The sequence below is a fragment of the Weizmannia acidilactici genome, assembly GCF_008974225.1.
In the GTDB taxonomy this organism is placed as follows: domain Bacteria; phylum Bacillota; class Bacilli; order Bacillales; family Bacillaceae_C; genus Weizmannia; species Weizmannia acidilactici.
Genome location: NZ_BKZR01000017.1, coordinates 24,638 through 50,725, shown reverse-complemented (window position 1 = coordinate 50,725; position 26,088 = coordinate 24,638). Strand labels below are relative to the sequence as shown.

Sequence of the window (26,088 nt, the reverse complement as noted above, 5' to 3'; positions counted from 1 at the left end):
TTGGCAGAACCAGTAAAGACTGATTTATATATTATGATTGTTGAATATTCTGTATAACTCAAGTTTTCTGTAAAATTTTCTGCCAATAAAAATAATAAGCACGCCAGAAAACCTGCCACTGAAAAAGCCATTTTCAAAACGAAAAGCGGCGAACTTCACCGCTTTTTAATCATCCATATCTTGTGTTGTGAATCAACTGCAAACAAGCCTTTTGCATTTTTACAGCGTCTGTGTCTGCACCTCCTCCTGCGCGGAAAAATCGATCACTGCCGGGTTCACTTTAAATCCTTTCGTAATATAGACGAGATAAGCAAAACCGATCACAGCCCATGTGATGCCGAGCAAAAATGAGTTGCGCTCCAGGTTCAGCCACAGCACACCGATAAAAGCGGCGCCGATCAGCGGCATGATCACATATGAGAAAAACCCTTTTGCGCTCCGGTGCATTTTATGCCGGAAAACATAGTGCACAATGACGGACAAATGAACAAACGTAAAAGCGATCAGAGCACCAAAATTGATAAAGGATGTTGCCATTCCAAGGCTGAAGAACATCGCGGTCAGCGAAATAAAACCGACCAATAAAATATTGATCCACGGCGTCCGGAATTTCGGGTGCACATAACCGAATACGTTTTTCGGCAGAATGTTATCCCTCCCCATCGCATAAAGCAGCCGGGCGACACTCGCATGCGAGGATACTCCTGAAGAAACGGTTCCGGCAATTCCACCGGCCAGGAAAATCATCTGTACAATCGTGCCGCCGATTTTCATGGCAATTTCCGGCGAGGAAGATTCCGGATCTTTAAAACTGGCAACAGTCGGGAAAACCAGTTGGATAAAGTAGGAGGCAAGCGTAAATAAAATGCCGCCGAACAACGCCGTAAGGAAAATGGCTTTTGGGATCGTCTTTTTCGGACTTGCGGTTTCTTCCGAAAGCATCGCAACCGCGTCAAAACCGAGATAAGAAAAGCACATCAGCGTCGCGCCCGCGATGAGCCACGAGGAATCGAGTCCGGCTGAATAAAAAGGCTTCATGGAGATGATTTCACCCGTCCCCATGCCGTGAAGAAGCGCGCGGACTGCAATCGCAACAAACATCGCGATAATCGCAATTTGAAAAAAGACGAGAAACATGTTGAAATTTGCGGTAAAATTTATATCGCGCAAATTGAGTGCCGTGACGAACGCCACAAATCCCACAATCCACATCCAGGAAGGGACGCCCGGGAAAAAAGCACTCAAATAAATTTTAAAAATTAAAGCGTTCACCATTGGCAAAAACAAATAATCCATCAAAGCGGCCCATCCGATCAAAAAACCAAGGTGGCAGTTAATCGTGCGCTGCGTATATGTGTAGGCGGAACCCGCGGTTGGAAATACTTGTATCATTTTTTGATAACTAACAGCGGTTAGAAGCATGGCGGCCAAAGCCAATATGTAGGCGGTCGGGACGTGCCCGTGCGTCATTTCGGAAGCAATGCCGAAAGTATCAAAGACAACCATCGGGGTCATATAGCCGACACCGAGCAGCACAATTTGCCATAGGCCCAATGAACGTTTTAAGGTGACCGCTTGTTTTTGCATGTATCATTCCTCCTAAATGAGATCGTGGATTACACGATTGTTTTTGGGCTCATTTTATTAAAACAGGCATTTGATTTCGATATTTTCGTGAAATTATTTAACATATAAATTTTAAATCTATTTTGTCGAAAAAATTTACAAACGGTTACTCTGGCGTGGAAGCTTTCTCAAAAACAGGTTCATCCCTTTTTAACCTCAATGCCGCAAGCCCCGCAAAGTCATGGACAAGCGTTGCTGCCAATAATGATGTGATCTGCCCAGCGTCATACTGCGGCAATACTTCTACGAGATCAAAACCAACAAAATGAAAACCTTTTAAAGCGCGTACCATTTTTAACGTTTCCCGACTGCTGAACCCACCAGCCTCCATTGTTCCCGTTCCCGGCGCGCATGAAGGATCGACAAAATCAATATCAAATGTTAGAAAACAAGGCGTATCTCCGATCGCTGTTTTCATTTCCTGCAAAACCGCCCCGAACCCTTTTGTATCCAGCCCGGACGTTGTGATGACATGAAACCCCAACCGGCGGCTGTCTTCTACATCCCCAGGGTGGTTCAATGTTCCCCGTATCCCGAGTTGAAACACTTTCGATGGCTGCAGCAAACCTTCTTCGTATGCACGGATGAATGTTGAACCGTGCCAGTACTTTTCCCCGTAATAGGTATCCCAAGTATCGGTATGGGCGTCAAAATGGATCATCGCAAGCGGGCCGTAATGCTTTGCCGCAGCCCGCAAACCGGCAAGGGTAACGGAATGGTCGCCGCCGAGGCCGATCGGAATAATCCCCTTTTCCATTAAATTTCCAATCCTTTCTTCCATCAGTGCATAGCTCCGCCCGATATTGTGCGGAATCACCGGGACATCCCCAGCATCGATGGCATGGGTTTCCTCAAATGGATAGTTTCCGAATACGGGATGATACGGAAACAATGTCATGGAACTTTGGCGGATTGCCTGTGGGGCAAAACGGGCTCCGGTGCGATAAGAGGCTGCCGTATCAAATGGCAGGCCAATGACCGCAAGTTTTGCATCTGGGTCTTCACACGGCAGGCGCATGAACGTCCCATTACTGCAAAATTCCGGCTGTATATCCGGCGATAACGGGTAGTGCATGTTTCTTCTCCTCCTTGTATGATCAGGCTTTCAGTTTTGAGAGCACTTTTTCAACTGTCGCAACGACTTGGTTTACTTCTTCCACAGCGATCGTCAGCGGCGGCTCAATGCGGATCGTTTTGGAGTTTACCAAAGTACCGGCCACCAAAACGCCTTCATCAAACATCCCTTTAGCAAAGTTATAGCCGATCGCATCGTTCTGGAATTCGATGCCAATCATCAGGCCTTTTCCGCGGATTTCAAGCACTTTGTCTTCATGCCCTTTTACCGCTTCTTTCAGGCGGGCAAGGAAATAATCTCCCACTTCGGCGGCACGCGCGGGCAGGTCTTCTTCAAGTAATACGGAGATCGTCGCGATCGCAGCCGCACACGCAAGCGGATTGCCACCAAACGTTGTCGTATGCATAAACGGGTTGTTGAAAAAATTTTTAAACACCTTTTCTTTTGCCACCACTGCGCCCGCCGGCATAATCCCGCCGCCAAATGCTTTCGCAAGGCAGAGGATATCCGGCACAACACCGTACAATTCCGCCGCAAACATTTTTCCGGTGCGCCCCATTCCGGTTTGGACTTCATCCAAAATAAGCAGCGCATCATACTCATCGCACAGCACCCGCACTTCCTGCAAATAGCCTTCCGGCGGGAGAATAATGCCGCCTTCCCCTTGAATCGGCTCCAAAAGCACCGCCGCCACATCTTCACCGACGAGCGCGCAAATTTCAAATGTTTTCCGCATCATATCAATATCTCCGAACGGCACATGGCGGAATCCCGGAACGAGCGGCAGGAACGGCTTCCGGAACATCCCTTTTGCCGTGCCGGATAACGAGCCGAGGCTTTTGCCGTGGAACGCCCGTGTCGCCGCAATAAACGTCGTGCGGTTGCTGTGCATTTTTGCCAGTTTCAGCGCCGCTTCGACACTCTCGGTTCCGCTGTTTGTAAAAAATGAATATTTGAGGTCGCCCGGCGTGATCTCGGCAAGGATTTTTGCCAGCATCGCCCGGAGAGGATCAAGTAAATCCTGGCTATGCAATGCCTGGCGTTGAAGCTGGTGTTCAACCGCTTTGACGACTTTCGGGTGCCTGTGCCCAACATTGTAAATGCCGAATCCACCGAGGCAGTCGATATACTGATTCCCGTTCACATCTTTAAAGCATGCCCCCTCGTCAGACCATTCCACCGCGGCAAATTGCGTATCCAAGGTGACCGTTTTCCGGTATTCCAAAAACCCCGGATTAACGTACTCCTTAAAGCTGTTTACCGTTTCATTCGTAATCCACTTTGCTTCCTCAGCCGTGACTTCGGGCTTTTCAATCAAATCCAGCACCTTTTCCATATAATCCCGGATTTCCTGCCCCTTTGTTTTTTCAACCGTATTTCGCATTTTCCCACTCCTTTTGTTTTTATGAATGAATATCAGTCATTTTTGGGGATAAGCGGTTAGGAGCGGATCCCGAGCGAACGCTTAAAAAATTGGAACAGTTCCAGTTTCGTTTTTTCGGGCGTGCTGCCGGTTTCTTTCGCAATGTAAAATCTTTCCGCCTCATTCTCCATTAAGTTGATCACCATGACGGCATGCCACTTGACATTGACCGGAAGGATTTGTTCCGCTTCAACCGCTTTCGTTAAAATTTCTCTAAACCATTGGTAGTAAGGGGTATAAATCGCTTCCCACGTTTCCATCGAATTTTCGAACGCCAGCCCGGAATAACAAAGTACAATAACGTCTTTATACCGGTTTGTCGTCTCGAACGTTTCGTCGATCATCACCCGCAAGATATCCCAAAAATCCGATTTTCCCTGCGTCTTTTTTTGGATTTTTCCAAAAGAATAAGCCAGCAAATTCTCCGCAATTGCCGGGATCAACGCATTTTTTGAGCGGAAATATAAATAAAATGTCCCCTGCGCCACCTCCGCTCTTTTCACAATGTCGGATATAGATGCCTTTTCCATCCCTTTTTCCGAGATGACTTCAATCGCTGCCTGTAAAATTCTTTCATACTTATCGCTTTTGACCTTTTCCAACCTTTTACCTCCATTTGAAAATGACTGAACCCCATTCATGTTGAACTTATTTTTATTGTAGTGGGTGTTTTTCCGTTCGTCCGCATTCTCGCAAGGAAAAGTTACAATATTTTTTTAATTAAAAATCCTATTCTCTTTTTAAAAGCGAAATCGGTGGCACCTCATAAGGTGGCAAGGCTTTGCTCCTCTATTTTGTCGCCTTCTGCGGCTTTCCTCCTTTGAAAACCGAATCAGCGGAAACAGCGGGAAAATCGGCGGTACCCCCTAAACGCTACGGCAAAAAGTTGAAATGATAGAAGACCAAAATAAAAAGCCTGCCAAAGGACAAACTAAAAAATCCCGTTAACATTTGCGAAAGAACATGGTAAGATTACGATTAGGTGTATTCTGTTTTACAAATAAACCAAAAAATTAAGAAAAAGGGAAGGCAGAATGAAAAAGAAAATATTCATCACACTTGGGATACTTATTGCGATCATTGTCATTGGGGGCGGAGGAGCAGCCTACTATGTCTACCATTCCGTCCAAAAAGCCGCAGACAAAATGTACGACAACAAATCTGTCACACCATCAAAGGAAAGTTCCCAAAAAATTAAAACACAAAAACCAATATCCATTCTTTTGCTGGGTGTGGATGAAAGAAAGAACGATGTCGGCAGATCGGATACGATTATTATCCTTACATTAAATCCGCAGAAAAAAGCGATGCAGATGATTTCGATCCCGCGTGACACGAGAACCGAAATTGTCGGCAGGGGAACGATGGACAAAATCAATGCCGCGTATGCATACGGCGGCCCGAAAATGGCGCTTGCCACCGTCAATCAATTCGCCAATTTAAATCTTGACCAGTACATACGGATCAACATGGAAGGGCTGGCCGACCTCGTTGATGCTGTCGGCGGCGTCACCGTCTACAACAAGATCAGCTGGCATGACGAAGGGTATTACAAAAAAGGATACTATTACAAAAAAGGGTATATTACACTCGACACCGGCAAAAAAGCGCTTGGTTACGTCAGAATGCGCCACCTGGACCCTCAGGGGGATTTCGGCCGCAACCAGCGCCAGCGCGATGTCATTATGGCGGTCATCAACAAAGCAGCCACCATCAAATCTTTTTCCCGCTATCAAGAAATCCTGGCTGCGATCCAAAACAATATCAAAACAAACTTAACATTTAACGATATGAAAAATATCGCCATGAACTACCGCGACTGCCGCCAAAATTCAAAAGACTATGAAGTAAAAGGTACAAATGCGACCATTAACGGCATTTACTATCTCAACGTGGATCAAGCGGAACGGCAAAACGTCCACAACATGGTCACCAACATGGAAAAATAATGCAAGGGGCCGGCACCAATAACTGGAGCCCGGCCCTATTTCTTTTCTTCCTGGATCCCTTTCCGGCTCTTTTATTCCTGTTGTTCCAGCGAGTCGCCTTTTTTGTCTTTGTGATCATTCATTGAAATCCTCCTCCCAGCTGGATTGATGCCTGTTTCAGCATCATTGCCTGTCATATTTTTACCAATGCCTGAATCCTCCCCGCGCCAAACACTCCGAAAGCTTTACGATCCTTCCGATAAAAAAAGCGTCCCTTCTCGGAAGCGCTTCAAAAAAACTTAAACAACAGCCACCATACAAAAGCCCAGATTGGAATCGACAACAGGATTCCGATCAAACAACCTTTGGCGAAATCCCCATCCCTGTCATTCATTCATCCATTTTCCTTTTCCCGTTTTCATTTTAATACCGCCATTATAACAAGCCGGAGTCCGGAAACCAAACAACAGATTGACTAGAACGTATGTTTGTGTATAATAAAAATAGGTGATCCACATGCCACAAGTGTTAACAGAAGAAGAAGAAAGGCTGGTCGAGGCGTTTATCCTGCTACCGCTTGCCAAAAAAACACTGGAGCGCGATCAAAAAGCCATTCGCGCGAGCTTGTTAAAATTCAAGGAACCATACATCCTTGCCGTCGAACAAATGCTGTTTCAAATCTCTCGCTATCTGTACCGTGTCAAACGGGAAGCCGGCCGGAAAAACATGCGGTTTTACAAGCGGAGTGATCTGGAATATACGGTGTTTGTGCGTGGATGGCGGTTTGAAAAAAGATACCATCCGCAGATCGCGGCAGAATGGGTAAAAAACCTGATCAACCATTATTTTTTTAAACTGCGTTAACGGGAGCCCCGCATGTTCTTCCATTTTTTAAAACTCTCTTCCAGGCGCACAAAACCTTTTCCCATTTCTTCATCGCTGCAATGGGCAAAGCAAAGACGGATTTTCGTGTTCGGCCCGTTCTCAAGCGTAAATGCATTTCCCGGGACAAACACAGCTCCGGCTTCTGCAGCTATTCCCATCCATTCCAACACATCCCCCTTTTTCACATCCATCCAATAAAACAACCCGCCGGCAGGTTCAATGCCTTCCCATTGTTCCGTTTCATTCATGTGCTGCAAAAACTGTTTTGTCCACTCTTTTCTTTTCTCATAAAAACGTTTTTGCTTTTCGAGCATAGCCGGCCAACTGCCAGAGGAAACCAGTTTTCCAGCAAGCATTTGGTTGATCGGGGAAGTGCAGGCATCCATGACCTGCTTAAACTGCTCAAGTTTTTGAAGGAGAGCCGGGTGCGCAAGAATAAATCCGGTCCTCATTGCCGGCGCAATCACTTTAGAAAAACTGTACAAATAAATGACTTTTTCTTTTAGGGGATCGAGTTCAAATATAGAAGGGAAACGTTCATGAAAAAGCAGATCGCGGTAAGGGTCGTCTTCAATGATCAAAAATCCGTGCCGGTAAGCGAGTTCGATGAGCCTTTTTCTTTTTTCAAGAGATGTGGTAATCCCGGTCGGGTTCTGTGCGTTCGGAATGATATAGAGCGCTTTAATGCGGGTTGTTTTTAAAGCCTTTTCAAAAAAATCAATATCAAGGCCGTCCTGTTCAAGCGGGATACCGACTACCTTGAGCCGGTACTGGTGTACAGCCGAAAGCGCGATGGAATACGTATACGCCTCCATCGCAAAGCCGTCCTGCTCATCCAAAAGCATTCTGCAGACGAGATCAAACCCCTGTGTATTGCCGTTCGTTGCCATGATATACGGTTCAGGGATGTTTTCATTGCCGGAAATTGCAGACAAAAACGGACCGAACCCTTTCGCGCTGCAATACTCATATAAATGGGCAGGATCGGAATCAAAGATTTCATTCATGATCCGCTGCAGCGCCTTTTTTGGAATCATGCCGCAGTTTGGCATCCCGACGCTGAAAAACACCGGATCCCGGACAGCCGGCTTCATGCTGTCCATATAAGCATCAATGGCATTTTCTTTAATTTTACCGCTTAACGCGGATAACAAATGCTCCACTGCCGCCTCACCTCGCTTTCTCGATTGCTGAAAAGTGCCTATATGACATATATATGGAAAGGGGTGGGCTAAGGTGATACAGATACCAAGAAAAATAGAATTACTTGATCTTCGTAAAATTTTCAACGATTAAGATCAACCACCAGAATATCCCCTTTGTCATAACGGTGCCTTGTGCGGGAATATTCGAACGGAACGCCGTTATCCAGGTAAACAACTTGATTTACTTCAAGCACAGGGTCGCATTTATCGCACTCCAAATATTTCTGGTCAAGTTCATCCGGTTTATCCGCACGGATCCTCCTGTTTGCACCGCCAATCTTTAATCCTAAATCTTTTCTGATATAGGTATAGATCGACTTGTATAATATGTCTTCGGTCAGGCCAGGGATCACTTCGACAGGCATTTTTGTATGTTCAATTAAATATGGCTCATCATTTAATCGTCTGAGCCGGATAATGTCATAAATCGGCTCATTTTTTTCAATAATCAGTTTTTCACACTCGTCTTCGTTGGGAAAACGGAGCTGAAAAGATATTACCATACTCGAAATTTTCCCTTCATTTGCCATTTTATTTGTCAAGCCCAAGTAATCATCAGCTCTTGAATCAAGATTGGACATTTGCCATGCATTTTTTCGTACATAAGTGCCCGAACCCTGCTTGCTGTAAACGAGACCTTCCACGGCCAGCAAGTCCAGCGCTTTTTGTATCGTTACCCTGCTAGTATGAAATTCTTCTGCTAATTTTACCTGTTCTGGAAGCGGCTTTGAAACCTCATAAACCTTTGACTTGATTCTTCTGCGGATTTCATCTGCTATCATTTTGTACTTGGCCACGATGCTCACCTCAAAGTAAAGTAAAAGAAGAAAATCGTCTTTCCAATCACAATGATATAAAAAGGCGATTTTCCCCTAGTAGTCAAATTATACCATGTTACATGCAATTTTTTTACAATGATTCTCTTGCCATACCCTCTTCATTCTCTGTCTCTGTTTCCATACTCATCTGATTTACTCTTTCGCTAATCTTCATAAATGGAAGATAGAAAAACGCTCCCCCGATAATAATCAAGGCCTGTAATACGGCTGCTTTCCAGTCTCCTGCTGTTGCCAAATATGCGCTCAAAATTGGCGGAGTTGTCCAAGGAATATAAACCACACATTTACTGATCAGTCCCACTGCAGTTGCAAAATAAGCAACCACAATTCCCAATGCCGGCAGCAAAACAAACGGAATCATCATGGGTAAGTTGAAGACGATAGGATACCCAAAAATAACCGGCTCATTAATATTGAAAAGGCCCGGTGCAGTGGCTAATTTTGACACATCTTTTGTTGCTTTGTTTTTCCCAAAAAGTAAAGTGGCAATAATCAGCGAGATCGTACTGCCTGTTCCACCGATCATCCCGAAGGTCGGGACAAAAGCGCTGTTGATAATATGCGGAATCGCCTGTCCGTGTGCAAAAGCCAGCATATTTTCGTTCATATTAGCCAGCAGTAAAGGGTCAAGCAAAGAGCCGTTTACCACTGTTTGGTGGATACCTAAAGTAAATAGAAAGTTCCCTGTACTGTAAATGATGATCGTTCCCAGTAAGCTTGTGTTTATTTTCCTTAGTGGTTCCTGGATCATTTTAGAAACCAAAGTAATTAAATTGGTATCAAAAAGTGATAAAATCAAGGATACGATCCCAAAAATAGACAAGACGAGAATTACCGGAATCATAACACTGAAGGATTTTCCAACTGCAGGCGGAACATTTCCCCTAAATGGATTTCCAGTTTCTTGATATTGGATGTTTTGATAAAAAGTTCAGTGGCAACCAATCCAATGATAATCCCTGCAAACATGCCGGTGGTTCCTAAATTGCCAAATGTTAGAACGCCGGTTACATCGACGGCTTTTTTTGCCCCTGCCGGAATAAGCGATACAGAATTCGGCATCATGATAATCAATGAAGCGATAGCTACCGAAGTAGATGCTAAAGGATTCTTAAATGATTTATTGGAGGATAAACAATAAGCAATCATCGGGGCAATCAACAAACCTGAGATATTCAAAGTACCATTCGTAATAGCAGTTCCCCAATACTGTGCTTTTACTAATGTTTCACCTTTGAAAAGCCAAGGAAAGACAACATTATTTACCAAAACAGCAACCCCTGCCAAAATAAATAATGGCATAATGACTGCAAAAGCATCTCTTAATGAACGCAGATGAACCTGATTTCCCAACTTCACAGCAAACTCAGTAAATTTGTCCAAAAACGACCGCTTTACATTGGTTTCAGATACCGTGCCCTTCCCGTTCATTTCAAAATCTCCCCCTCATTTTGGAATTAATCGCCTAAGTCTGCTCCGTTACTTTTAATCACTTTTTGCAGCCACCAGAAACTCTTTTTCGGCACACGGCGTAAATCTTTTAAATCATGGTTTTCCCTGTTCACATAAACAACACCGTATCGTTTTCTCATATCACCCTGAGAGCTCAATATATCGATCAGTCCCCAACCCAAATATCCAACAACATCAACACCATCGATAAAAATTGCATCTTTCATGGCCTGGATATGGTCTCTATGGTACCGGATCCGGTAATCATCCTGTATTTCGTGTTCCCCGTCCCATGTCTCTTTTACACCAATTCCATTTTCAATTGGAAAAACAGGAAGCTTAAAACGGTTATAGATTTTATTCAGGATATCTCTAAAACCTAACGGATCAATCTGCCATTTCCATTCAGTTGAATCAAGATAAGGATTTTCCTGTTTACCGTATTCCATATAGTAGTTGACAGGTGTTCCCTCCGGTATCAACTCACTATTAACTGTTGTACTGGCATAATAACTAAAAGCCAAAAAGTCACTTTTCAGGGAAGATAAGATATCCAAGTCCCCTTCTAAAATCCCCATATCGATTCCTTCGTTTTTCACATATGACATGACTTCATGAGAGTAACAACCATTCGTAAACGCTTCCAATAAATTGTAATTAAAAAATTCGTCCAGCTTTCTCGCAACAAATACATCATTTGGCTTGCAGGTTGCTGGATAAATTTCTGAATACGCCAGCATCCCACCTATTTTAATATCCTTATAGTTTTCATGAATATAATTGGCTATAGAAGCATGTGCCATCATGACATGGTGCTGGATTTTGTACAGCTCATCTAAAGTCTTCTCACCTTTCATATAACCGCTGATTCTAAAAGCCCCGGGCATATGGTAAAGATTTTGCTCGTTAAAGGTAATCCAATATTTCACTTTTTTACCAAACCGATCTACCATTTCCTTTCCATATCTGACAAAAGCATCGACTACTTTTCTGCTGATAAATCCGTTGTAAGTCTCAGCCAAGTGAAGCGGCATATCAAAATGGTATAAGCAAATCATCGGCTCAATTCCACGTTCGATCAGCGCATCAATAAACTTGTCATAAAACGCAATCCCTTCTTCATTAAATTCTCCATCACCCGTAGGATTCACACGACTCCACGAAATTTGAAAGCGATAACAATTCATTCCAAGCTGCTGCATGAGATCAAAGTCCTCTTCATAACGATGGTAGGCATCGATGGCAACCTTCCAATCCGAAGCAAATTCAGAAGGCTTACGGATATCATATACAGACAATCCTTTTCCTCCTTCGTTCCAAGCACCTTCTGTCTGCATACTTGAGACGGAATTGCCCCATAAGAACCCTTCGCGTAACTGATTTGGCATGTTCGCTCCTCCAATCTTTTAACGAATTACACCTTAATTGTAAATCAATATTTTAAATTTGTAAATTCAAATTTTATTTATGAATTATCTTTTTCTGCCAGCGTGCAAAAAATAAAATGTACCCCTCAAGCAGAATAAAATCTGTCTGCAGGATACATTTTTAACTTGCAGCGTTAAGCTGATCCAAAATCATTTAAATTCCTGATATAATCGGAATCAAAGATTTCATTCATGATCCGCTGCAGCGCCTTTTTTGGAATTATGCCGCCGTTTGGCATCCCGACGCTGAAAAACACCGGATCCCGGACAGCCGGCTTCATGCTGTCCATATAAGCATCATGGCATTTTCTTTAATTTTACCGCTTAACGCGGATAACAAATTGCTCCACTGCCGCCTCACCTCGCTTTCTTTTTTGATAAAAAGTTTCAGAAAGTGATAAATGCCTATATGTAATATATGGCAAAGTGCCGGGGCTGGTGATACTTTTCTGTATATCATTTTCCCCGGCTCACAGAGAAAAGAAACCAACCTGTCTGCATCTGGTTGGTTTCTTGCATGATCTAAATTTTATTTATCGATCGCCGGGAGCCGGTTGGTCAACTCCCCTTATTCGGTGGCGATGCCCATTTTCTTCAGTTGTGTAAAAATCATAATAATGGACATGCATTCCATTTCCTACTGGTATAGCCGGCCCGGAATAAGCCCGATAGTAATGGGTATGGCCATTTTCAAATAACACATATCCCTCTGTGTAATGGATATGGCTCTGGTCCGGCGTTTGAATGGGGGGGAAGTAACGTCTAAACACTGGTGCACATGCCCCGCATCCAACGAAGTATAATCAACAGAGCCATGATTATGGTGCGGAACAAATCCGCTTACAAACTCATCCTTTCCTGTTTTGGCCATCCGATCGCCCCTTTTCAAACCATCCCTTTTCAATCACTTTTTGTGCACGTCAATCAAATCCGGGTGAATGCTAGTAAAGCTCATCCCCTTGGTCCCTGGACAGGGATTACAGTATTTTTTACACCCCCTCAAAAATATTGTTTCACTACCCATCATATTCGATGAACACCCGAATATTCATATTGATGCAGATCATGATTAAAGCCGGCACACTCCGGCCGGCTTTTTTCCCATGTATACTTTTGGCGATCCGATTCTCAACTTATAAATTTCATTTGGTCAAACTAAGTAATCTTCCAAATTCTTCTCCACAAATTGCAGATGGCTCAGCATCGCATGTCTTGCTTTTTCCGGATTCCGGGTTTCAATCTCTCTCAAAATGAGTGCGTGCTGTTCAAACAAAGCACCGAACGTCGATGGATTCGAAAAGAGTAAAATTCTCCGGGTCTCTTTCATCGCTTTAACAAGCGTATCAGAAACCTGGTTCATTAACTGGGCAAGAAGAGGATTCCGGGTTGCACGGACAAGGGCAAGGTGAAAATCCAAATCCGCTTGTTCCCCCAGTTCTTCGTTACCCGTTGCATTCTTCATCTCTTTTAAAGCCTGATGCATCTCTTCCAGATCGGAGCTCGTACGCTTTTCTGCCGCCATAGCTGCAATACCAGCCTCTAAAATTTTCCTCACTTCCAATAGGTGGGTAACATCCTCTTTATCCATCAGCACAGCTTGCGAGATTGGGTAAGTTATGCCGCTCGCATCAAAATTGCGGACAAATGTCCCTTCTCCCTGTTTTAATTCAATATATCCAAGCGCCCTCAACGACATAAGCGCTTCCCTTATTGCAGAACGGCCTACGGAAAATTTTTCGGCCAGCAGTGGGACAGGGTCCAGTTTATCCCCCGGTTTTAATTCCCCTTTTTGAATCATTTCTATAATTTCATTTGCCACTTGCTCGTAAATTTTTGCCGGTTTGATCTTTTTAAATTCCATATAGTTCTCCTCTATCCATGGATTCCGAAAGAAACATATATTAATGAATAACAGTAATCACAGAAAATAGCAAATAAAAATAAAAAAACTATTGTTTTTTCTTTCTATTATACTTATAATTTTTAACATGTAAACCTTATCATCTGATGATTATTTCATCTAATCATCTAATAACACAAATATGGGGATGTTTGTGGGAAATTTTTTCGAAGAGGAGTGTTTGGTGTTGAATTACGTGCAAAATTTTATTCCGATCCACGGGCATTTATTTTTGTCCGCATTGATTGCCGCATTTCCGATCCTGTTTTTCTTTTGGGCACTAGCAATCAAAAGAATGGCAGCCCATCTCGCCAGTTTTTTCACCTTGGTTTTTGCTTTGACAATTTCTGTAATCGTTTACAAAATGCCAACCGTGCTTTCGGTCATGTCGGCCACCCAGGGTATTGTGTATGGCCTGATCCCGATCGCCTGGATTATCATCAATTCGGTTTTCTTATACAAACTGACCGTGAAAACCGGCCAGTTTGACGTGATCCGCAACTCGGTCGTGTCCATCACGGAAGACAGAAGACTGCAGGCATTATTGATTGCGTTTTCATTCGGTGCTTTTCTGGAAGGTTCCGCCGGGTTTGGCGCGCCGGTCGCGATTACCTCCGCTTTGCTAGTCGGACTCGGCTTCAACCCGCTTTATGCAGCCGGCATCTGCCTTTTGGCCAATACCGCGCCGGTGGCATTCGGCGCAATCGGTTCGCCGGTCATTGCCATGGCGGGCCCGACCGGCGTATCGGCGCTCGAGATCTCGAAAATGATCGGGCGCCAGCTGCCGCTCATTTCGATATTTATTCCGCTTTATTTGATCATCGTAATGGCAGGGTTTAAAAAAGCAATGGAAGTCCTGCCGGCGCTGCTCGTATCCGGCCTGTCGTTTGCACTGACACAGTTTTTCACGTCCAACTTTATGGGGCCTGAGCTGCCGGACGTCTTATCCGCGCTCGTATCGTTAATTACATTGGCGGCCTTCCTAAGATTTTGGAAACCGAAAAATATTTTCTATTTTAAACATGAAGAAGCGGCAGCCGCCTTGGAAACGCAGCCGGTTTCCCATACAACAGGGCAAGTTGCAAAAGCATGGTCGCCGTTTATTGTGCTGACCATTTTTATCACGATCTGGGGCATCCCGCAGATCAAACTGGCGCTCACAGGGCAGTATGCAGGGGAAAACCCGGTTTTAAAAGCATTGAATGCAATCGGCGGCGCTGCTTCGTTCAGCCCGGATGTGCCATTTTTAAACAACCATATCATCAATGGTTCGCACACCCCGATTGCCGCCATGTATAAATTGGACCTGCTCGGCACCGCGGGAACAGCAATTTTTATCGCTGCCATCATGGCGAAATTTATTTTAAAAATTTCCTGGAAAGATTGGTTTACCGTTTTCTTTGACACTTTAAAAGAGTTGAAGTTTCCGATCCTTACGATTTTGTTTATCGTCGGATTTGCTTATGTGATGAATGCATCCGGCATGATCACGACACTGGCCCTTGCCTTGGCAAAAACTTCCGTCATGTTCCCGTTTTTCTCACCGGTGCTCGGTTGGCTCGGCGTCTTTATCACCGGTTCGGACACTTCTTCAAATGTTTTGTTCGGCACGCTCCAGCAAGTGTCCGCCCAATCCGTAGGCATGAACCCGCTCCTGGCACTCGCCGCAAATTCGTCCGGCGGTGTCACCGGAAAAATGATCTCCCCGCAGTCGATCGCTGTTGCCTGCGCCGCAACCGGACTGATTGGGAGAGAATCGGAGCTGCTGCGCTTTACCGTCAAACACAGTTTGTTCCTGCTGCTCATCATTTGCCTGTTAACCTTCCTGCAATCAAACGTCTTGTCATGGATGGTGCCTTAAGGCCGAAAGCCACTTTAAACAAGAAGGGGCTATCCCAAAAGTCGGTAGATTGGGGCCCCCTTTTTTATGTAAGGTAATGTTATCTGAGAATGTTGATGATCGCGAAATTCACCCACTTTCCGCTTCCATCGCGAGCCTACTCGCACAAGGGGTCTCTTCTTGCTCGCTTTTCCCGCAGGAATTTTAGAAATTAGCGATCATCAATATATATAGAGAGAAAAATGATTTAACGATTTGTTTTCCTGCTTAAAAGGAGTTTTTGGGACAGCTCCTTTTTTCCGTTACATGCAGACAGCCGTGAGTAATAAGCCTTTGTAGTAGGTTTCGACCGTGTGCATCTGGAAACCGACCTGTTCAATCATGAGCAAGGTGTTGCGGTTCAAGTGGCAACCGGCGCAGATCCTTTTCCAAAACGGCATCAACAGATCCTGTGCCTTCGCAAGCATTGGCTGCTCCATTTTCACATGCTCGAAGAAAAGATAAACAGTACCGGGCTTGCCGACCCATCTGATTTTTTTCAAGCTTTTCTCCGGATCCGGAATTGTGCAGAAAACGAATGTGGACACGACCGTATCAAAGGAAGTATCCGGAAAATCGAGCTGTTCCGCGCGCATCTCGTGGCAATGGATGGGAACAGCTGCAGCTTCAAGCCGCTGTTTCGCATTCTTTTGCATTTCCTTGTCCGGTTCAATGGCGTCGACCTGCTCCACATTCCGGTAGAGCGGAAAATTAATGCCCGAACCGGAGCCGATTTCGGGCACACGGCCCATCGCTTTTGCAAAAGCTGTTCCCTGATCTTTATGAATTTTTTGCTTTCAGCGGCTTCATTCCGAAGTCATATACATAAGGAAACCATTTGCCCACCAAAAAAAGCTCCTTTCTGTAAATCATTTTAACATGAACATTACGTTCTTATTTTCTCAGCGGTAATCCCGGAGAAATAAACAGAAAAGTTAGAGGAATCAGCGAAAGGCCCCTGTGAAAAACGAAACGAAGAAAACCCATTGGGATAAATCATTTTCCCAATGGGTTTTCTTGGGGTAGCTCCTATTTCCGATAAACCTTACAAATTCGCTGCCACTTCATATGCATCCCAAATGGCATACATGATATTCGCGACTTTGCGCGCATCCCCGATGACATGAAGGTCGGCAATGTCAAATTTCAATTCCTCATAAAGCGATTTTTCCGATGTATAGCCGACTGCCAATACAATGCTATCTGCTTCGATTTCCTTCAGTTCCCCGTTCACATCGACAACCGCCGTTTTTTCCGTCGTATCCACGACTTTGGAAGAAGTGTAGACTTCCACGCCTTTAAACGGCACAAGCCTTTCCAGCATTTCCGAGTTGGCATGGCAAAGCGGGCCGTTGACAGCCAATAATTTGTCCTGGATTTCCACGAGCGAAACTTTTTTTCCTTTTTCCGCCAGGTGCAGGGCAAGCTCGCAGCCGACGAGACCGCCGCCGACAACAACCACATTCTCACCTGTGTCTACCTTATCAAGCAACACATCTTCTGCTGTAAATACTTTGTTTTGATCTCCCAAAGGCAAAATTTTCGGATTGGAACCTGTTGCAATCAAAACAGCGTCAACATCGACTGCCTGAATTTCTTCTTTGGTCAGCGTCGTATTCAAGTGGATTTCGACACCAAGTTTTGCAAGGGTATGTTCATACCAGGCCACCAAAGCAAGGTCGTCCTCTTTAAAATCAGGCGCACCGCCCGGAATGAGATTTCCACCCAAACGGTCCGATTTTTCAAAAATGACCGGTTCATGGCCGCGGAGTGCAAGCACGCGGGCGGCCTCGCATCCGGCCACGCCGCCGCCTGCGATCAAGACGCGTTTCTTTCTTAACGCCGGTTTCAGCGCCGCTTCTTTTTCCCTGCACGCAGCCGGGTTAACCGCACAGCCTAAAGCAGAATATTCCTGGATCCGGCCCATGCAGCCTTCATGGCATGACAGGCACGGGCGGATATCTGCGACCTGCCCGGTACGAAGTTTATTGACATAATCCGGATCGGCAAGAAGCGGGCGGCCGAGGCTGATAATATCGCATGCCCCGTCTTCCAGTGCGCTCAAAGCGAGGTCAGGGTTGTCCATACGCCCGGCACAAATGACCGGCACATCAACCGCTTCCTTCACAAGTTTTGCATACGGGATATAAAGCCCTTTCTTTTGGTACATCGGCGGATGGCTCCACCACCACGAATCATACGAACCGACATCGACATCTAGTGCATCATACCCGTAAGAAACAAGCAATTTCGCCGCTTCAATGCCTTCTTCCAAATCGCGGCCTTTTTCTTCAAACTTTTCGCCCGGCAGCGCCCCGTCCCGCCAGTCTTTGATAAAACTTTTCGGGCTGAAGCGGAGCGTAACAGGGAAGTCTTCACCGCAGCGTTTTTTAATTTCTTCCACAATTTCCCTTGCAAAGCGGAGGCGGTTTTCGAGCGGACCGCCGTATTCATCCGTGCGGTGGTTGAAAAACGCAATCGCAAACTGGTCGAGCAAATATCCTTCATGGACAGCGTGGATCTGCACCCCATCAAAGCCGGCACGTTTTGCATTGTACGCCCCGTCTCCGAATTTGCGGACAATCGAGCGGATTTCTTCCACCGTTAATTCCCGGCACGTTTTATCGAGCCAACGGTGCGGGATCGGGGACGGCGCGACAGGCGGATATTCGCCCAGGTTTGTCGGGATCGTCACTCTACCGAAACCGGCGCTCATCTGCAGAAAAATTTTTGCATCATATGCATGGATGCGTTCCGTCATTTCCCGGGAAGTCCGGACAAAGTGGACAGGATTATGGGTCGGGCACGGCACATTCGGCATCCCGTGTTCTTCGACTTCATTGTCAACAAAGGTCACACCGGTAATAATCAGCCCGGTCCCCCCGCGCGCACGGGCAGTATAATACTCGATCCCGCGTTGATTAAATCCGCCTTCCGCATCGGCCAATCCAAGAGGTCCCATCGGCGCCATCGCATAGCGGTTTTTCAATTCCAAGTTTCTGATTTTCACGGTTTCAAAGAGCTTTTTATACTTCATTTCAATATCCTCCTCGATGTTTCATTTTCATCGAACGGATTCGGTGAACACACTCATTATAAAATAGCCATGCAGAAAAATCGGTGGACAAATTGTGAATGTTTTCACATATACTGTGAAAATCATTGACAAGTCCGGCTTTTGAAATTTATTTTTACATACCATAAAGAAATCGGGGAATACATGATGGAAGGGAAACCGTTAACGAAAAGGTAAAAACAGGCCATCGAAACGAAGAACCATATTTTTCAAACGGCAATGGAGCTGATCGCAACAAAGGGTTATGAAGAGATCAAGATCGGGGAAATTTGCCGGCAGGCCGGTGTCTCCGTCGGCGCATTTTATCATTATTTCCCATCCAAAAACGACTTGCTCATTGAGATGTACAGCCTCGCCGATTTATTTTTCGCGGAACAGGTCCGCGACAGGTTGGAAAATCTGGACTTTTACCACAAAATTGTGGAATTTTTTACGATTTACGCCCAATACAATGAAAAAACCGGAGTCAGCGTCGTGAAACAGCTTTACCATGTCGAAAACCGCCTGCTCATCCAAAAAGGGCGCGGCATGCAACAGGCCCTCACAAAAATCATCGAAGCCGGGCAAGCCGCCGGGAAAATTTGTACGGACATACCCGCGGACGAAATCACGGAATACCTTTTTATCGCAGCAAGGGGCGTCATCTATTACTGGTGCCTGCACGATGGCGGATATGATTTGCAAGGGTTTATGAGAGGATATATGGGCAGACTGGTGAAAATATTTTTGAAATAGACAGAACAATCCTTTTCGATTATGATAAAAATAATGAATGAGCATTCATTGTTGAGGAGGATTATACATGTCGTTTACAAAAATCGGGCCGCTTACTGTCATTCCAGGAGAAAATGGAAGCCGCGTCCCGTTCAGCACCTCGCTGCTCGTGAAAGGAACACACGGCGCTGCCCTCATCGACTGCGGGAGCGGACATCAAGTTTTAAATGAGATCAAAAATGCCTATTCCGTCCGGTCTGTGTATCTCACACACTATCATCTTGACCATATTTGGGGTGCGTATCTTTTTAAGGATGCAGAGCTCCTCATTAACCCTTATGACGTGAAAAAACTTTCCGATCCAGAAGAGCTGACAAAGGCAAGCGGAATGCTCAACCCCGCCGACCCGCACAATCAAGAAAAGTGGATGAAACAGCTGTTTGAAAAACCGCCCGAAAACTGGAACCGGCCGCACTGGCAGCCAGTCATGAACCTTGTGGAAAAATGGTATCCGTATGATCAAGAACTGGATGTTTTCGGCACAAAAATGGTCATGATCCATGCGCCCGGCCATACACAGGGGTACTGCTGCCCGTATTTTCCGGAACACGGCGTCCTTTTTGCCGGCGATTTTGACCTGACTTCTTTCGGCCCGTGGTATAACAATGCCGATTCGGATATCGATGAATTTATTGCTTCCGCGCAAAAAACGCTGGAAACCGATGCACGCATTTTCATCACTTCCCACCAAAAAGGGGTGGTAGGAAGAAAAGAATACGAAGAAAAGCTCAAACAATATATTGGCAAAATTGAAGAACGCGAGGAAAAAACGCGGTCTGCCATCAAAAGAGGACTCGTCCCAAGTGAAATCGTATATGAAGAAATCTTTTACTACCGGGAAAGCCATCACAAAAACCCGCAGCTCATGATCTCCGAAATTGTCGGCATTGCCAAGCATATCGACAGGCTGGTGAAAAACGGGGAACCTTTTGAAGATTATTTTGAAGAATTTCTGCGTTATTTTGGACTAAGCAGGGAAAATATTTTTTACCGGAGCGGGCCGATGGGAATCATGGCACAGTAACAGGAAGCGGCGGGGGTATTCCCGCCGGCGGTTTCCTCCACAAAAAACAACACCGATACGATTAAAACACAACATCCGCTGCCATCTTTCTCAACTGCATTTTCAAAATTTTTCCTACCCCGTTGCGCGGTAGGGTATCCAAAAACACAATTTTCTTCGGCGTCTTGTTTTTCGCGAGATGCTCCTGACAATATACGAGCAGTTCTTTCTCTGCCGTTTGATCCCCCAAAAGCTCGTGCCTTTTTTTGCAAATCCTTGATCACACACACCCGGCTCAAGACCCGGCCTCCCCTCGCACTCATTTTTAAAACATCCTGCTCCAAAGGCATCAATTCTTTTTTCACAAACTCCCGTACTGTCCGCTGAATCATTTTTTGTTCGTCCGATAACGTAAAATCCACTGATCATTCCCCTTCATTTCTGTAACAAAACTGCCCGCTATTTGAAGCTTTTCAAACTTCCTATCTTAATCAAACCGGTTGACCACCGTTACGCCCATGTCTCATAACGGGGCATTACTTCGATCTCAGCGCCCGCTTCATTTAAAGAAATGCGTTTTGTGGCAAGCTGCACCGGATTCAGCTTCCCGGCCCCGATCATTTCAAGCATATGGGGATAATGCGGCGCCGGCATGCCAAGCGAGCCGACCAATTGCAATGCAATTGGTTAAACACAGGCAAGCCGTTTTTGCTCTGTGGATAGTTCCAAGCTGCAATTGCCTGCCCCCTTTTTCTCAATGACAGCACCGAATTTAAAATTGCATCGGCAACGTCAAGCGCATCAATGGATACATGCGCGCCGCATTTTGTGATTTCCTTAATCGCTTCCGGCGCCTGCTCCTGCTTACTGTTGATCGTATAGGCAGCCCCCATTTTTTTCTCAAATCTACTGACTTTGGGACATCCACTTCAACAGATGCTAAAGTTCGTTTCAGGGCAAAGATTATGGCATAACGGACCTTAGACCGCCGATAAGAGCCGTTTCAAGGGAAAAATCATGTTAAATGGGATTACCCCGCAAGCACCCGTTATTTTGAGAAGCGCATCCCGGTTTCCCCGATCATATGCGGATCATACGCATCCCCTATATTTTCGAGCGGGCGCCCTGTCGTTTTTGGTGCCAGCAGTGCGATATCCAATATGACAATGAGCATTGCCGCCGCAACAATGACAAACATCACGGCTGCACCTTCATTTTCCAGCACCGGAAGCAGCACAAACGGCATTAACCCACTCATGATGCGGCTGATGCTGTACGCCATTCCGGTAGCGCTCGCCCGGATTTCGGTCGGAAAAATTTCCGCCTGCAACACGTGAAAAGCATTTGAAAAAATGTTGCTGCAAAGCGTATATGCAAATCCAAACACAATGATCAAAGAAGGCGATCCGCCGATCCCAAATAAAATGCCAAATACGCCCATACAAAAAGCTGAAAGGCAGACCAGCCACTTACGATCCATTCTCTCAATCAGCGGGACAGAAAGCAATGAACCGAGCGGATATCCGATAAATGACAGTGCGATATACTCAAGTGAATGGGTGACAGTATATCCTTTTGATGCCAATACAAGTGGTGCAAGCGTACCAAAGCCGAAGTAACCGACCGTTTGAAAGATTTGAAAAATATAAAGCATAACCGTACTTTTGAGGAATCTTTTTTGGAAAACCGCGCCCAATAGATTCCCTTGTGGCGCTTTATCCGCAGGTTCTGCCTGTACTTCCGGAAACGGTCCTACCCCTTTCCCGCCTTCCCAGAATTTCTCCAGCATTGCACCTGCTTCCCGAATTCTCCCTTTAGAAGCAAGCCAGCGCGGAGACTCCGGCAGGGCACGGGCCGCCATTAAGGCGATAACTCCCCCGGCTGCGCCGATCATGAATACCCATCTCCATCCTTCCATCCCAAATGGGCTTAAAGGCACAAGTGCGCGGGAAAGAAATCCCTCAACCGGCACGGCCAGAAAACCAATCGTATAAGCCCAGGCAATATATTTCCCACGTTTCGCCGACGGAATCAATTCACTTAAATATGTATCGCATAACGCCGGCTGCGCGCCAAGGCCCATTCCCGCCAAAAATCGGAAAAAGATAACCGTCCCGACATTCGGGCTAAATGCAATGAAAAGAGTAAAAAAGCTATAAATGCCTACATTCAGCATAAAAGCCCGCTTTCTGCCGTAACGATCCGCAATATTGCTCAGGAAAATGGCCCCGATAAACATCCCCAAAAAGCTGGAACCAAGCAGCAAAGGCATTAGTGAGGCGGATACATGAAATTCTTCTCCTAATACGCTGGATAGTACACCCGCAAGAAAAAGCTCAAAGAATTCAAAAAACAGCCCTAATCCAATTACCGCAGTTGCCCTTTTTTGCGCTTTTCCCACTGAAAGCATGTCCAACTGGTTCCCGATCGTCTGATTCAACGTGATACCTCCCTGAATACTTATTTTTATCGGCCGGTTGCAGTTCCTCATCTTCTGAAATTCAGCGCACCACCTCCGAAGGTTTCCAATATTGTATGGATTCCCAACATTATAAAAATTAAATAACTTCATAATAAAATTTTCAAACCAATTTGTCAACTTTTTTCAGTCAAATCTGAAGAAAATTATGTACTAAAAGAAGGAAGAACATTTTACATAAAAAGATGATGTTGAAAATGGAATATTGATGCTGCGATCACTTACGGCATCAGACGCCTCCTTGGCAACGGTAACAAAATAAGCAGGGCCTCTTATTCTGCAACATTTCAATTCTTTTTTATGCAGGGTAAGCCATAAAAATGCAATAGAAAGGTTTTCGCCGTAGGCACGGCGGAGCCACCTGGGGACCGTTCATTTTTTCTGTACGATCAAATACTTACAGTAATGTAGTACAAACTGCGTGCGGAGAACAATTTTTTTCGAAAAGCGCCAGGAATAATGGGAACGAAAAAGTATTTTATCAAATTTTCCATCTTGAACTTTCAAACTATAAAGTCTATAATAAATTTAAGCTTTATTTGAAAAAACGATGAAAAGGGAAAGTACGGTTCACGAATTTTCACAGAGAGCTTCGGGAGCTGAAAAGAAGCAAAAGGACGGACCGGAAAAATGGCCTTGGAGTTCCGTGCTGAAAGCTTTTTAGAAAGCAAGTAGGTCCCGGCGGGGGAGCGCTCGTTAAAAGCGCCGCAGTATAAAGAGCTTTTGTGCTTTCGTACTGGCTGAGGCTGTTTATGCGAGTAAACAGCGAATTAAGGTGGTACCGCGTCCGATTTTAACCACGCCCTTAAAAGATTAAGGGTGTGGTTTTTTATTTGCAATCAGGAGGAATCAAAATGACAAAACCATTGGTACTGCAAACAGATTTTGGCCTGTGCGACGGTGCTGTATGTGCCATGAACGGGGTGGCGATCTCTGTTGAACCGTCGTTAAGGATCTTTGATTTGACCCATGAAATCCCGCCTTACAATATTTGGGAAGCCTCTTACCGGCTGTACCAGACCGTTTCTTACTGGCCGGCAGAAACCGTTTTTGTGAGCGTAGTCGATCCCGGCGTTGGTTCCGACCGGAGGAGTATCGCTGTGAAAACAGCGGACCATCATTATATCATTACACCGGATAACGGCACCCTCACCCACATGAAGAAAAACATTGTTGCCGCGCGGGAAATTGATGAAACGGTCAACCGGCTCCCGAATTCCGAGGAATCATACACGTTCCACGGCCGCGATGTATATGCCTACACTGGGGCAAGGCTGGCGGCGGGGGTCATTACGTTTGAAGAGGTAGGCCCGGAAATTCTGGTTGACACCATTATTGAACTGCCGAAAAAAGACTCGGTACTCAAAGACGGCGTCATTGAAGGAACCATCGACACGCTCGATGTCCGCTTCGGCAACTTATGGACGAATATCGACTCCGGATTGTTCAGGCAATTGGGCGTGAACTACGGCGATTCCTTTGAAGTCACCATCTTCAATGAATCGCGCCAGCACTACAAAAATATCATGACATTCGGCCGTTCTTTTGCTGACAGCCATGTCGGCGAGCCGCTTTTGTATATCAATTCACTGTACAAACTCGGCATCGCGATCAACCAAGGCTCTTTTGCCAAAGCCTACCATATTGAAACAGGCTCCAAATGGCATATCACGATCCGAAAAGCGCAGAAAATTGTTTATAATCAGTAAATATTTTTTTAATTTTACAAAAATTATCAAGAGAGGAAAAACAGGTGCAAAAAACAGAAGATCAATCGTCACGATTGTTGCCATCGGAATCGGTGCTGCTGTCTTTATCATTTTGGGCAGGTTCGCCTCCATTTCAGATGTGCAGCTCGGCTATGCGGAGGAAATCAAAGCCGTGTTAGAATCCCATGATTTTAGAGTGGAAGTCGACGGCAAAAAAGAAATGGAAAACCGCACTGTTTCTTTACGGAAACATCAGGAGGGGGATGTCGAGATGATGGCGATGGTAAATGTCGTAGAAAAGTTTAAAGAGGAATTGAAGGAATAAAGAGCGGCACACGATGCAGTTTTGACATTTATCCGTGCCGGAAACTTTCTGTCTAAAAGCCGCTTCACTGCTTCTGCATCAAGAAATGTATCTTTATTATCCAGGATAGGCCCTTGTTTCTCCTGGATTCCTTGCATAAAAAGGGCTTTTGGGGAAGCCCTTTTTAACGATGTTTTTCCAATTCCTCCCTAAACGGCATTCCCCCCTGCGCCCCGAATTTTGTCACAGACAAAGATGCCGCGCGGTTGGCAAACCGGAGGGCTTCCTCCATTTTCTTCCCTTCTGCCACTGCAACGGCAAAAGCGGCATTAAAGGTATCCCCCGCCCCTGTCGTATCCACGGCTTCAACCGGAAAAGCCGGAACAACGATTTCCCGGCTCCCGTTGAAAAAGCGGGCGCCATTTTTCCCTTCTGTAATGATCAGCTTATTGGGAAACTGCTTTAAAGCTTCCGAACGAGGCATTCCGTTAAACAGCACATCACATTCGTGTTCATTCGGCGTAATAAAAGCAGCCCGTCCAATGAGTTCCCCCGAAACCGAACGGGCCGGGGCCGGATTTAACAAAAGCGGGATCCGGTGCCTGCTGCAAAGTTCGGCCGCATACTCCACCGTTTTCACAGGGATTTCCTGCTGGATCAAAACGATATCAGTACTAGTGACGGCTTCTTCCGTTTTTTCCAAGTATTCCGGCGTGACAAAATCATTTGCGCCTTTTACGAAAATGATGCTGTTGTCCCCCTCTGCCAATGTGATATGGGCCGTTCCCGAAGCGCAATTCGCAACCGGCATCATAAATTGTATATTGACGCCATTTTTACGCAGATTTTCAAGGATTTTTTCCCCATACACATCATCCCCAACCCGGCCGACCATCGTCACTTCTGCCCCGAGTCTGGCCGCGGCCACTGCCTGGTTTGCCCCTTTACCGCCAGGCACAGTTTGAAAAGAGTTTCCGATAACGGTTTCGCCGGCAAGCGGCCTTCTCTCTGCAGTGACGACCAAATCCATGGAACAACTGCCAATGACTGTAATATGCACCATCTTTTTTCCACCTTTCAGCTGCACATTCCGATTTTTGGAAA

At 45.5% G+C, this 26,088-nt stretch carries 22 protein-coding genes, 2 pseudogenes and 1 other annotated feature; of the genes and pseudogenes, 7 read left to right on the top strand and 17 right to left on the bottom strand.

The window, feature by feature from the left end:
• Nucleotides 1-219: 219 nt before the first annotated feature.
• From GBH70_RS08270 to GBH70_RS08255, 4 genes are all read right to left on the bottom strand, one after another.
• Nucleotides 220-1,587 carry an APC family permease gene (locus tag GBH70_RS08270; protein WP_151680594.1) on the bottom strand — a complete coding sequence of 456 codons (1,368 nt, stop codon included), beginning with the start codon at nt 1,585-1,587 and terminating at the stop codon, nt 220-222.
• A gap of 145 nt (nt 1,588-1,732) precedes the next feature.
• Complete coding sequence (gene speB, locus GBH70_RS08265; RefSeq protein WP_151680593.1) at nt 1,733-2,701, bottom strand: agmatinase; 969 nt, start codon at nt 2,699-2,701, stop codon at nt 1,733-1,735.
• Nucleotides 2,702-2,723: 22 nt separating this feature from the next.
• A complete protein-coding gene (locus GBH70_RS08260) occupies nt 2,724-4,085 on the bottom strand; it encodes a putrescine aminotransferase (RefSeq protein ID WP_151680592.1) in 1,362 nt (453 codons plus the stop codon).
• 56 nt (nt 4,086-4,141) lie between these two features.
• Nucleotides 4,142-4,726 carry a TetR/AcrR family transcriptional regulator gene (locus GBH70_RS08255; RefSeq protein ID WP_253693633.1) on the bottom strand — a complete coding sequence of 195 codons (585 nt, stop codon included), beginning with the start codon at nt 4,724-4,726 and terminating at the stop codon, nt 4,142-4,144.
• A 432-nt stretch (nt 4,727-5,158) separates the two neighbouring features.
• Here GBH70_RS08255 and GBH70_RS08250 point away from each other — a divergent pair, with 432 nt between their 5' ends.
• Together GBH70_RS08250 and GBH70_RS08245 are read left to right on the top strand one after the other, a co-directional pair.
• Nucleotides 5,159-6,073, top strand: a complete 915-nt coding sequence (locus GBH70_RS08250; RefSeq protein WP_151680590.1) for an LCP family glycopolymer transferase — start codon at nt 5,159-5,161, stop codon at nt 6,071-6,073.
• Between the two features lie 495 nt (nt 6,074-6,568).
• Nucleotides 6,569-6,916: a YhjD family protein gene (locus GBH70_RS08245; RefSeq protein ID WP_151680589.1), complete on the top strand. Its 348-nt coding sequence runs from the start codon at nt 6,569-6,571 to the stop codon at nt 6,914-6,916.
• On the opposite strand, the gene GBH70_RS08240 is transcribed toward GBH70_RS08245, so the two are convergent.
• The 7 genes and pseudogenes from GBH70_RS08240 to GBH70_RS08210 form a co-directional block, all read right to left on the bottom strand.
• Nucleotides 6,913-8,100, bottom strand: coding sequence for an aminotransferase-like domain-containing protein (locus tag GBH70_RS08240; RefSeq protein ID WP_151680588.1), 1,188 nt, complete (start codon nt 8,098-8,100; stop codon nt 6,913-6,915). The genes GBH70_RS08245 and GBH70_RS08240 overlap by 4 nt on opposite strands.
• A gap of 122 nt (nt 8,101-8,222) precedes the next feature.
• On the bottom strand, nt 8,223-8,939 hold the full coding sequence (locus tag GBH70_RS08235) for a GntR family transcriptional regulator (RefSeq protein ID WP_151680587.1): 717 nt from the start codon (nt 8,937-8,939) through the stop codon (nt 8,223-8,225).
• Between the two features lie 112 nt (nt 8,940-9,051).
• A pseudogene (locus GBH70_RS08230) lies at nt 9,052-10,412 on the bottom strand (PTS sugar transporter subunit IIC).
• A gap of 26 nt (nt 10,413-10,438) precedes the next feature.
• Nucleotides 10,439-11,821, bottom strand: coding sequence for a glycoside hydrolase family 1 protein (locus GBH70_RS08225; protein WP_151680586.1), 1,383 nt, complete (start codon nt 11,819-11,821; stop codon nt 10,439-10,441).
• A 173-nt stretch (nt 11,822-11,994) separates the two neighbouring features.
• Nucleotides 11,995-12,150, bottom strand: a complete 156-nt coding sequence (locus tag GBH70_RS16955; protein ID WP_253693630.1) for a hypothetical protein — start codon at nt 12,148-12,150, stop codon at nt 11,995-11,997.
• A gap of 243 nt (nt 12,151-12,393) precedes the next feature.
• Nucleotides 12,394-12,731: pseudogene (locus tag GBH70_RS08215) on the bottom strand (YmaF family protein).
• Between the two features lie 279 nt (nt 12,732-13,010).
• The gene (locus GBH70_RS08210) at nt 13,011-13,721 is read right to left on the bottom strand and encodes a FadR/GntR family transcriptional regulator (RefSeq protein ID WP_151680585.1); all 711 of its coding nucleotides are present in this window, start codon (nt 13,719-13,721) and stop codon (nt 13,011-13,013) included.
• Between the two features lie 226 nt (nt 13,722-13,947).
• On the opposite strand from GBH70_RS08210, the gene GBH70_RS08205 reads away from it, so the two are divergent.
• The gene (locus GBH70_RS08205; RefSeq protein WP_151680584.1) at nt 13,948-15,621 is read left to right on the top strand and encodes an L-lactate permease; all 1,674 of its coding nucleotides are present in this window, start codon (nt 13,948-13,950) and stop codon (nt 15,619-15,621) included.
• 281 nt (nt 15,622-15,902) lie between these two features.
• Here the strand turns inward: GBH70_RS08205 and GBH70_RS08200 are convergent, their stop codons facing one another.
• Together GBH70_RS08200 and GBH70_RS08195 are read right to left on the bottom strand one after the other, a co-directional pair.
• Nucleotides 15,903-16,382: a class I SAM-dependent methyltransferase gene (locus GBH70_RS08200; RefSeq protein WP_253693627.1), complete on the bottom strand. Its 480-nt coding sequence runs from the start codon at nt 16,380-16,382 to the stop codon at nt 15,903-15,905.
• Between the two features lie 302 nt (nt 16,383-16,684).
• Entirely contained in the window at nt 16,685-18,676 is a 1,992-nt protein-coding gene (locus GBH70_RS08195; protein ID WP_151680583.1) for an oxidoreductase, read from the bottom strand.
• Between the two features lie 225 nt (nt 18,677-18,901).
• Between GBH70_RS08195 and GBH70_RS08190 the strand changes: the two genes are divergently transcribed.
• Both GBH70_RS08190 and GBH70_RS08185 read left to right on the top strand, forming a co-directional pair.
• Nucleotides 18,902-19,450, top strand: coding sequence for a TetR/AcrR family transcriptional regulator (locus GBH70_RS08190; RefSeq protein ID WP_308689742.1), 549 nt, complete (start codon nt 18,902-18,904; stop codon nt 19,448-19,450).
• Nucleotides 19,451-19,517: 67 nt separating this feature from the next.
• Nucleotides 19,518-20,513, top strand: coding sequence for an MBL fold metallo-hydrolase (locus GBH70_RS08185; RefSeq protein WP_151680581.1), 996 nt, complete (start codon nt 19,518-19,520; stop codon nt 20,511-20,513).
• Here the strand turns inward: GBH70_RS08185 and GBH70_RS17790 are convergent.
• From GBH70_RS17790 to GBH70_RS08165, 3 genes are all read right to left on the bottom strand, one after another.
• Nucleotides 20,477-20,914, bottom strand: a complete 438-nt coding sequence (locus GBH70_RS17790) for a hypothetical protein (protein WP_371862172.1) — start codon at nt 20,912-20,914, stop codon at nt 20,477-20,479. The genes GBH70_RS08185 and GBH70_RS17790 overlap by 37 nt on opposite strands.
• Nucleotides 20,915-21,109: 195 nt before the next feature.
• The gene (locus GBH70_RS08170) at nt 21,110-21,385 is read right to left on the bottom strand and encodes a hypothetical protein (RefSeq protein WP_151680580.1); all 276 of its coding nucleotides are present in this window, start codon (nt 21,383-21,385) and stop codon (nt 21,110-21,112) included.
• A gap of 155 nt (nt 21,386-21,540) precedes the next feature.
• Nucleotides 21,541-22,932, bottom strand: a complete 1,392-nt coding sequence (locus GBH70_RS08165) for an MFS transporter (RefSeq protein WP_151680579.1) — start codon at nt 22,930-22,932, stop codon at nt 21,541-21,543.
• A 580-nt stretch (nt 22,933-23,512) separates the two neighbouring features.
• Nucleotides 23,513-23,781 (top strand) — a binding site (T-box leader).
• A 44-nt stretch (nt 23,782-23,825) separates the two neighbouring features.
• Here GBH70_RS08165 and GBH70_RS08160 point away from each other — a divergent pair.
• Nucleotides 23,826-24,680: an SAM hydrolase/SAM-dependent halogenase family protein gene (locus GBH70_RS08160; RefSeq protein ID WP_151680578.1), complete on the top strand. Its 855-nt coding sequence runs from the start codon at nt 23,826-23,828 to the stop codon at nt 24,678-24,680.
• A complete protein-coding gene (locus tag GBH70_RS16950) occupies nt 24,664-25,005 on the top strand; it encodes a hypothetical protein (RefSeq protein WP_216643712.1) in 342 nt (113 codons plus the stop codon). The genes GBH70_RS08160 and GBH70_RS16950 overlap by 17 nt, the downstream gene beginning before the upstream one ends.
• Nucleotides 25,006-25,168: 163 nt before the next feature.
• On the opposite strand, the gene rbsK is transcribed toward GBH70_RS16950, so the two are convergent.
• Nucleotides 25,169-26,047 carry a ribokinase gene (rbsK, locus tag GBH70_RS08150; protein WP_151680577.1) on the bottom strand — a complete coding sequence of 293 codons (879 nt, stop codon included), beginning with the start codon at nt 26,045-26,047 and terminating at the stop codon, nt 25,169-25,171.
• Nucleotides 26,048-26,088: the final 41 nt, after the last annotated feature.

Bases quoted from the DNA above. Each gene is read 5' to 3' on its own strand.
- GBH70_RS08270 (WP_151680594.1), bottom strand. From the start codon at position 1,587: ATGCAAAAACAAGCGGTCACCTTAAAACGTTCATTGGGCCTATGGCAA.
- GBH70_RS08170 (WP_151680580.1), bottom strand. From the start codon at position 21,385: ATGGGGGCTGCCTATACGATCAACAGTAAGCAGGAGCAGGCGCCGGAA.
- GBH70_RS16955 (WP_253693630.1), bottom strand. From the start codon at position 12,150: ATGGACAGCATGAAGCCGGCTGTCCGGGATCCGGTGTTTTTCAGCGTC.
- GBH70_RS08245 (WP_151680589.1), top strand. From the start codon at position 6,569: ATGCCACAAGTGTTAACAGAAGAAGAAGAAAGGCTGGTCGAGGCGTTT.
- GBH70_RS08260 (WP_151680592.1), bottom strand. From the start codon at position 4,085: ATGCGAAATACGGTTGAAAAAACAAAGGGGCAGGAAATCCGGGATTAT.
- GBH70_RS08160 (WP_151680578.1), top strand. From the start codon at position 23,826: ATGACAAAACCATTGGTACTGCAAACAGATTTTGGCCTGTGCGACGGT.
- speB (WP_151680593.1), bottom strand. From the start codon at position 2,701: ATGCACTACCCGTTATCGCCGGATATACAGCCGGAATTTTGCAGTAAT.
- GBH70_RS08185 (WP_151680581.1), top strand. From the start codon at position 19,518: ATGTCGTTTACAAAAATCGGGCCGCTTACTGTCATTCCAGGAGAAAAT.
- GBH70_RS08195 (WP_151680583.1), bottom strand. From the start codon at position 18,676: ATGAAGTATAAAAAGCTCTTTGAAACCGTGAAAATCAGAAACTTGGAA.
- GBH70_RS08210 (WP_151680585.1), bottom strand. From the start codon at position 13,721: ATGGAATTTAAAAAGATCAAACCGGCAAAAATTTACGAGCAAGTGGCA.
- rbsK (WP_151680577.1), bottom strand. From the start codon at position 26,047: ATGGTGCATATTACAGTCATTGGCAGTTGTTCCATGGATTTGGTCGTC.
- GBH70_RS08225 (WP_151680586.1), bottom strand. From the start codon at position 11,821: ATGCCAAATCAGTTACGCGAAGGGTTCTTATGGGGCAATTCCGTCTCA.
- GBH70_RS08250 (WP_151680590.1), top strand. From the start codon at position 5,159: ATGAAAAAGAAAATATTCATCACACTTGGGATACTTATTGCGATCATT.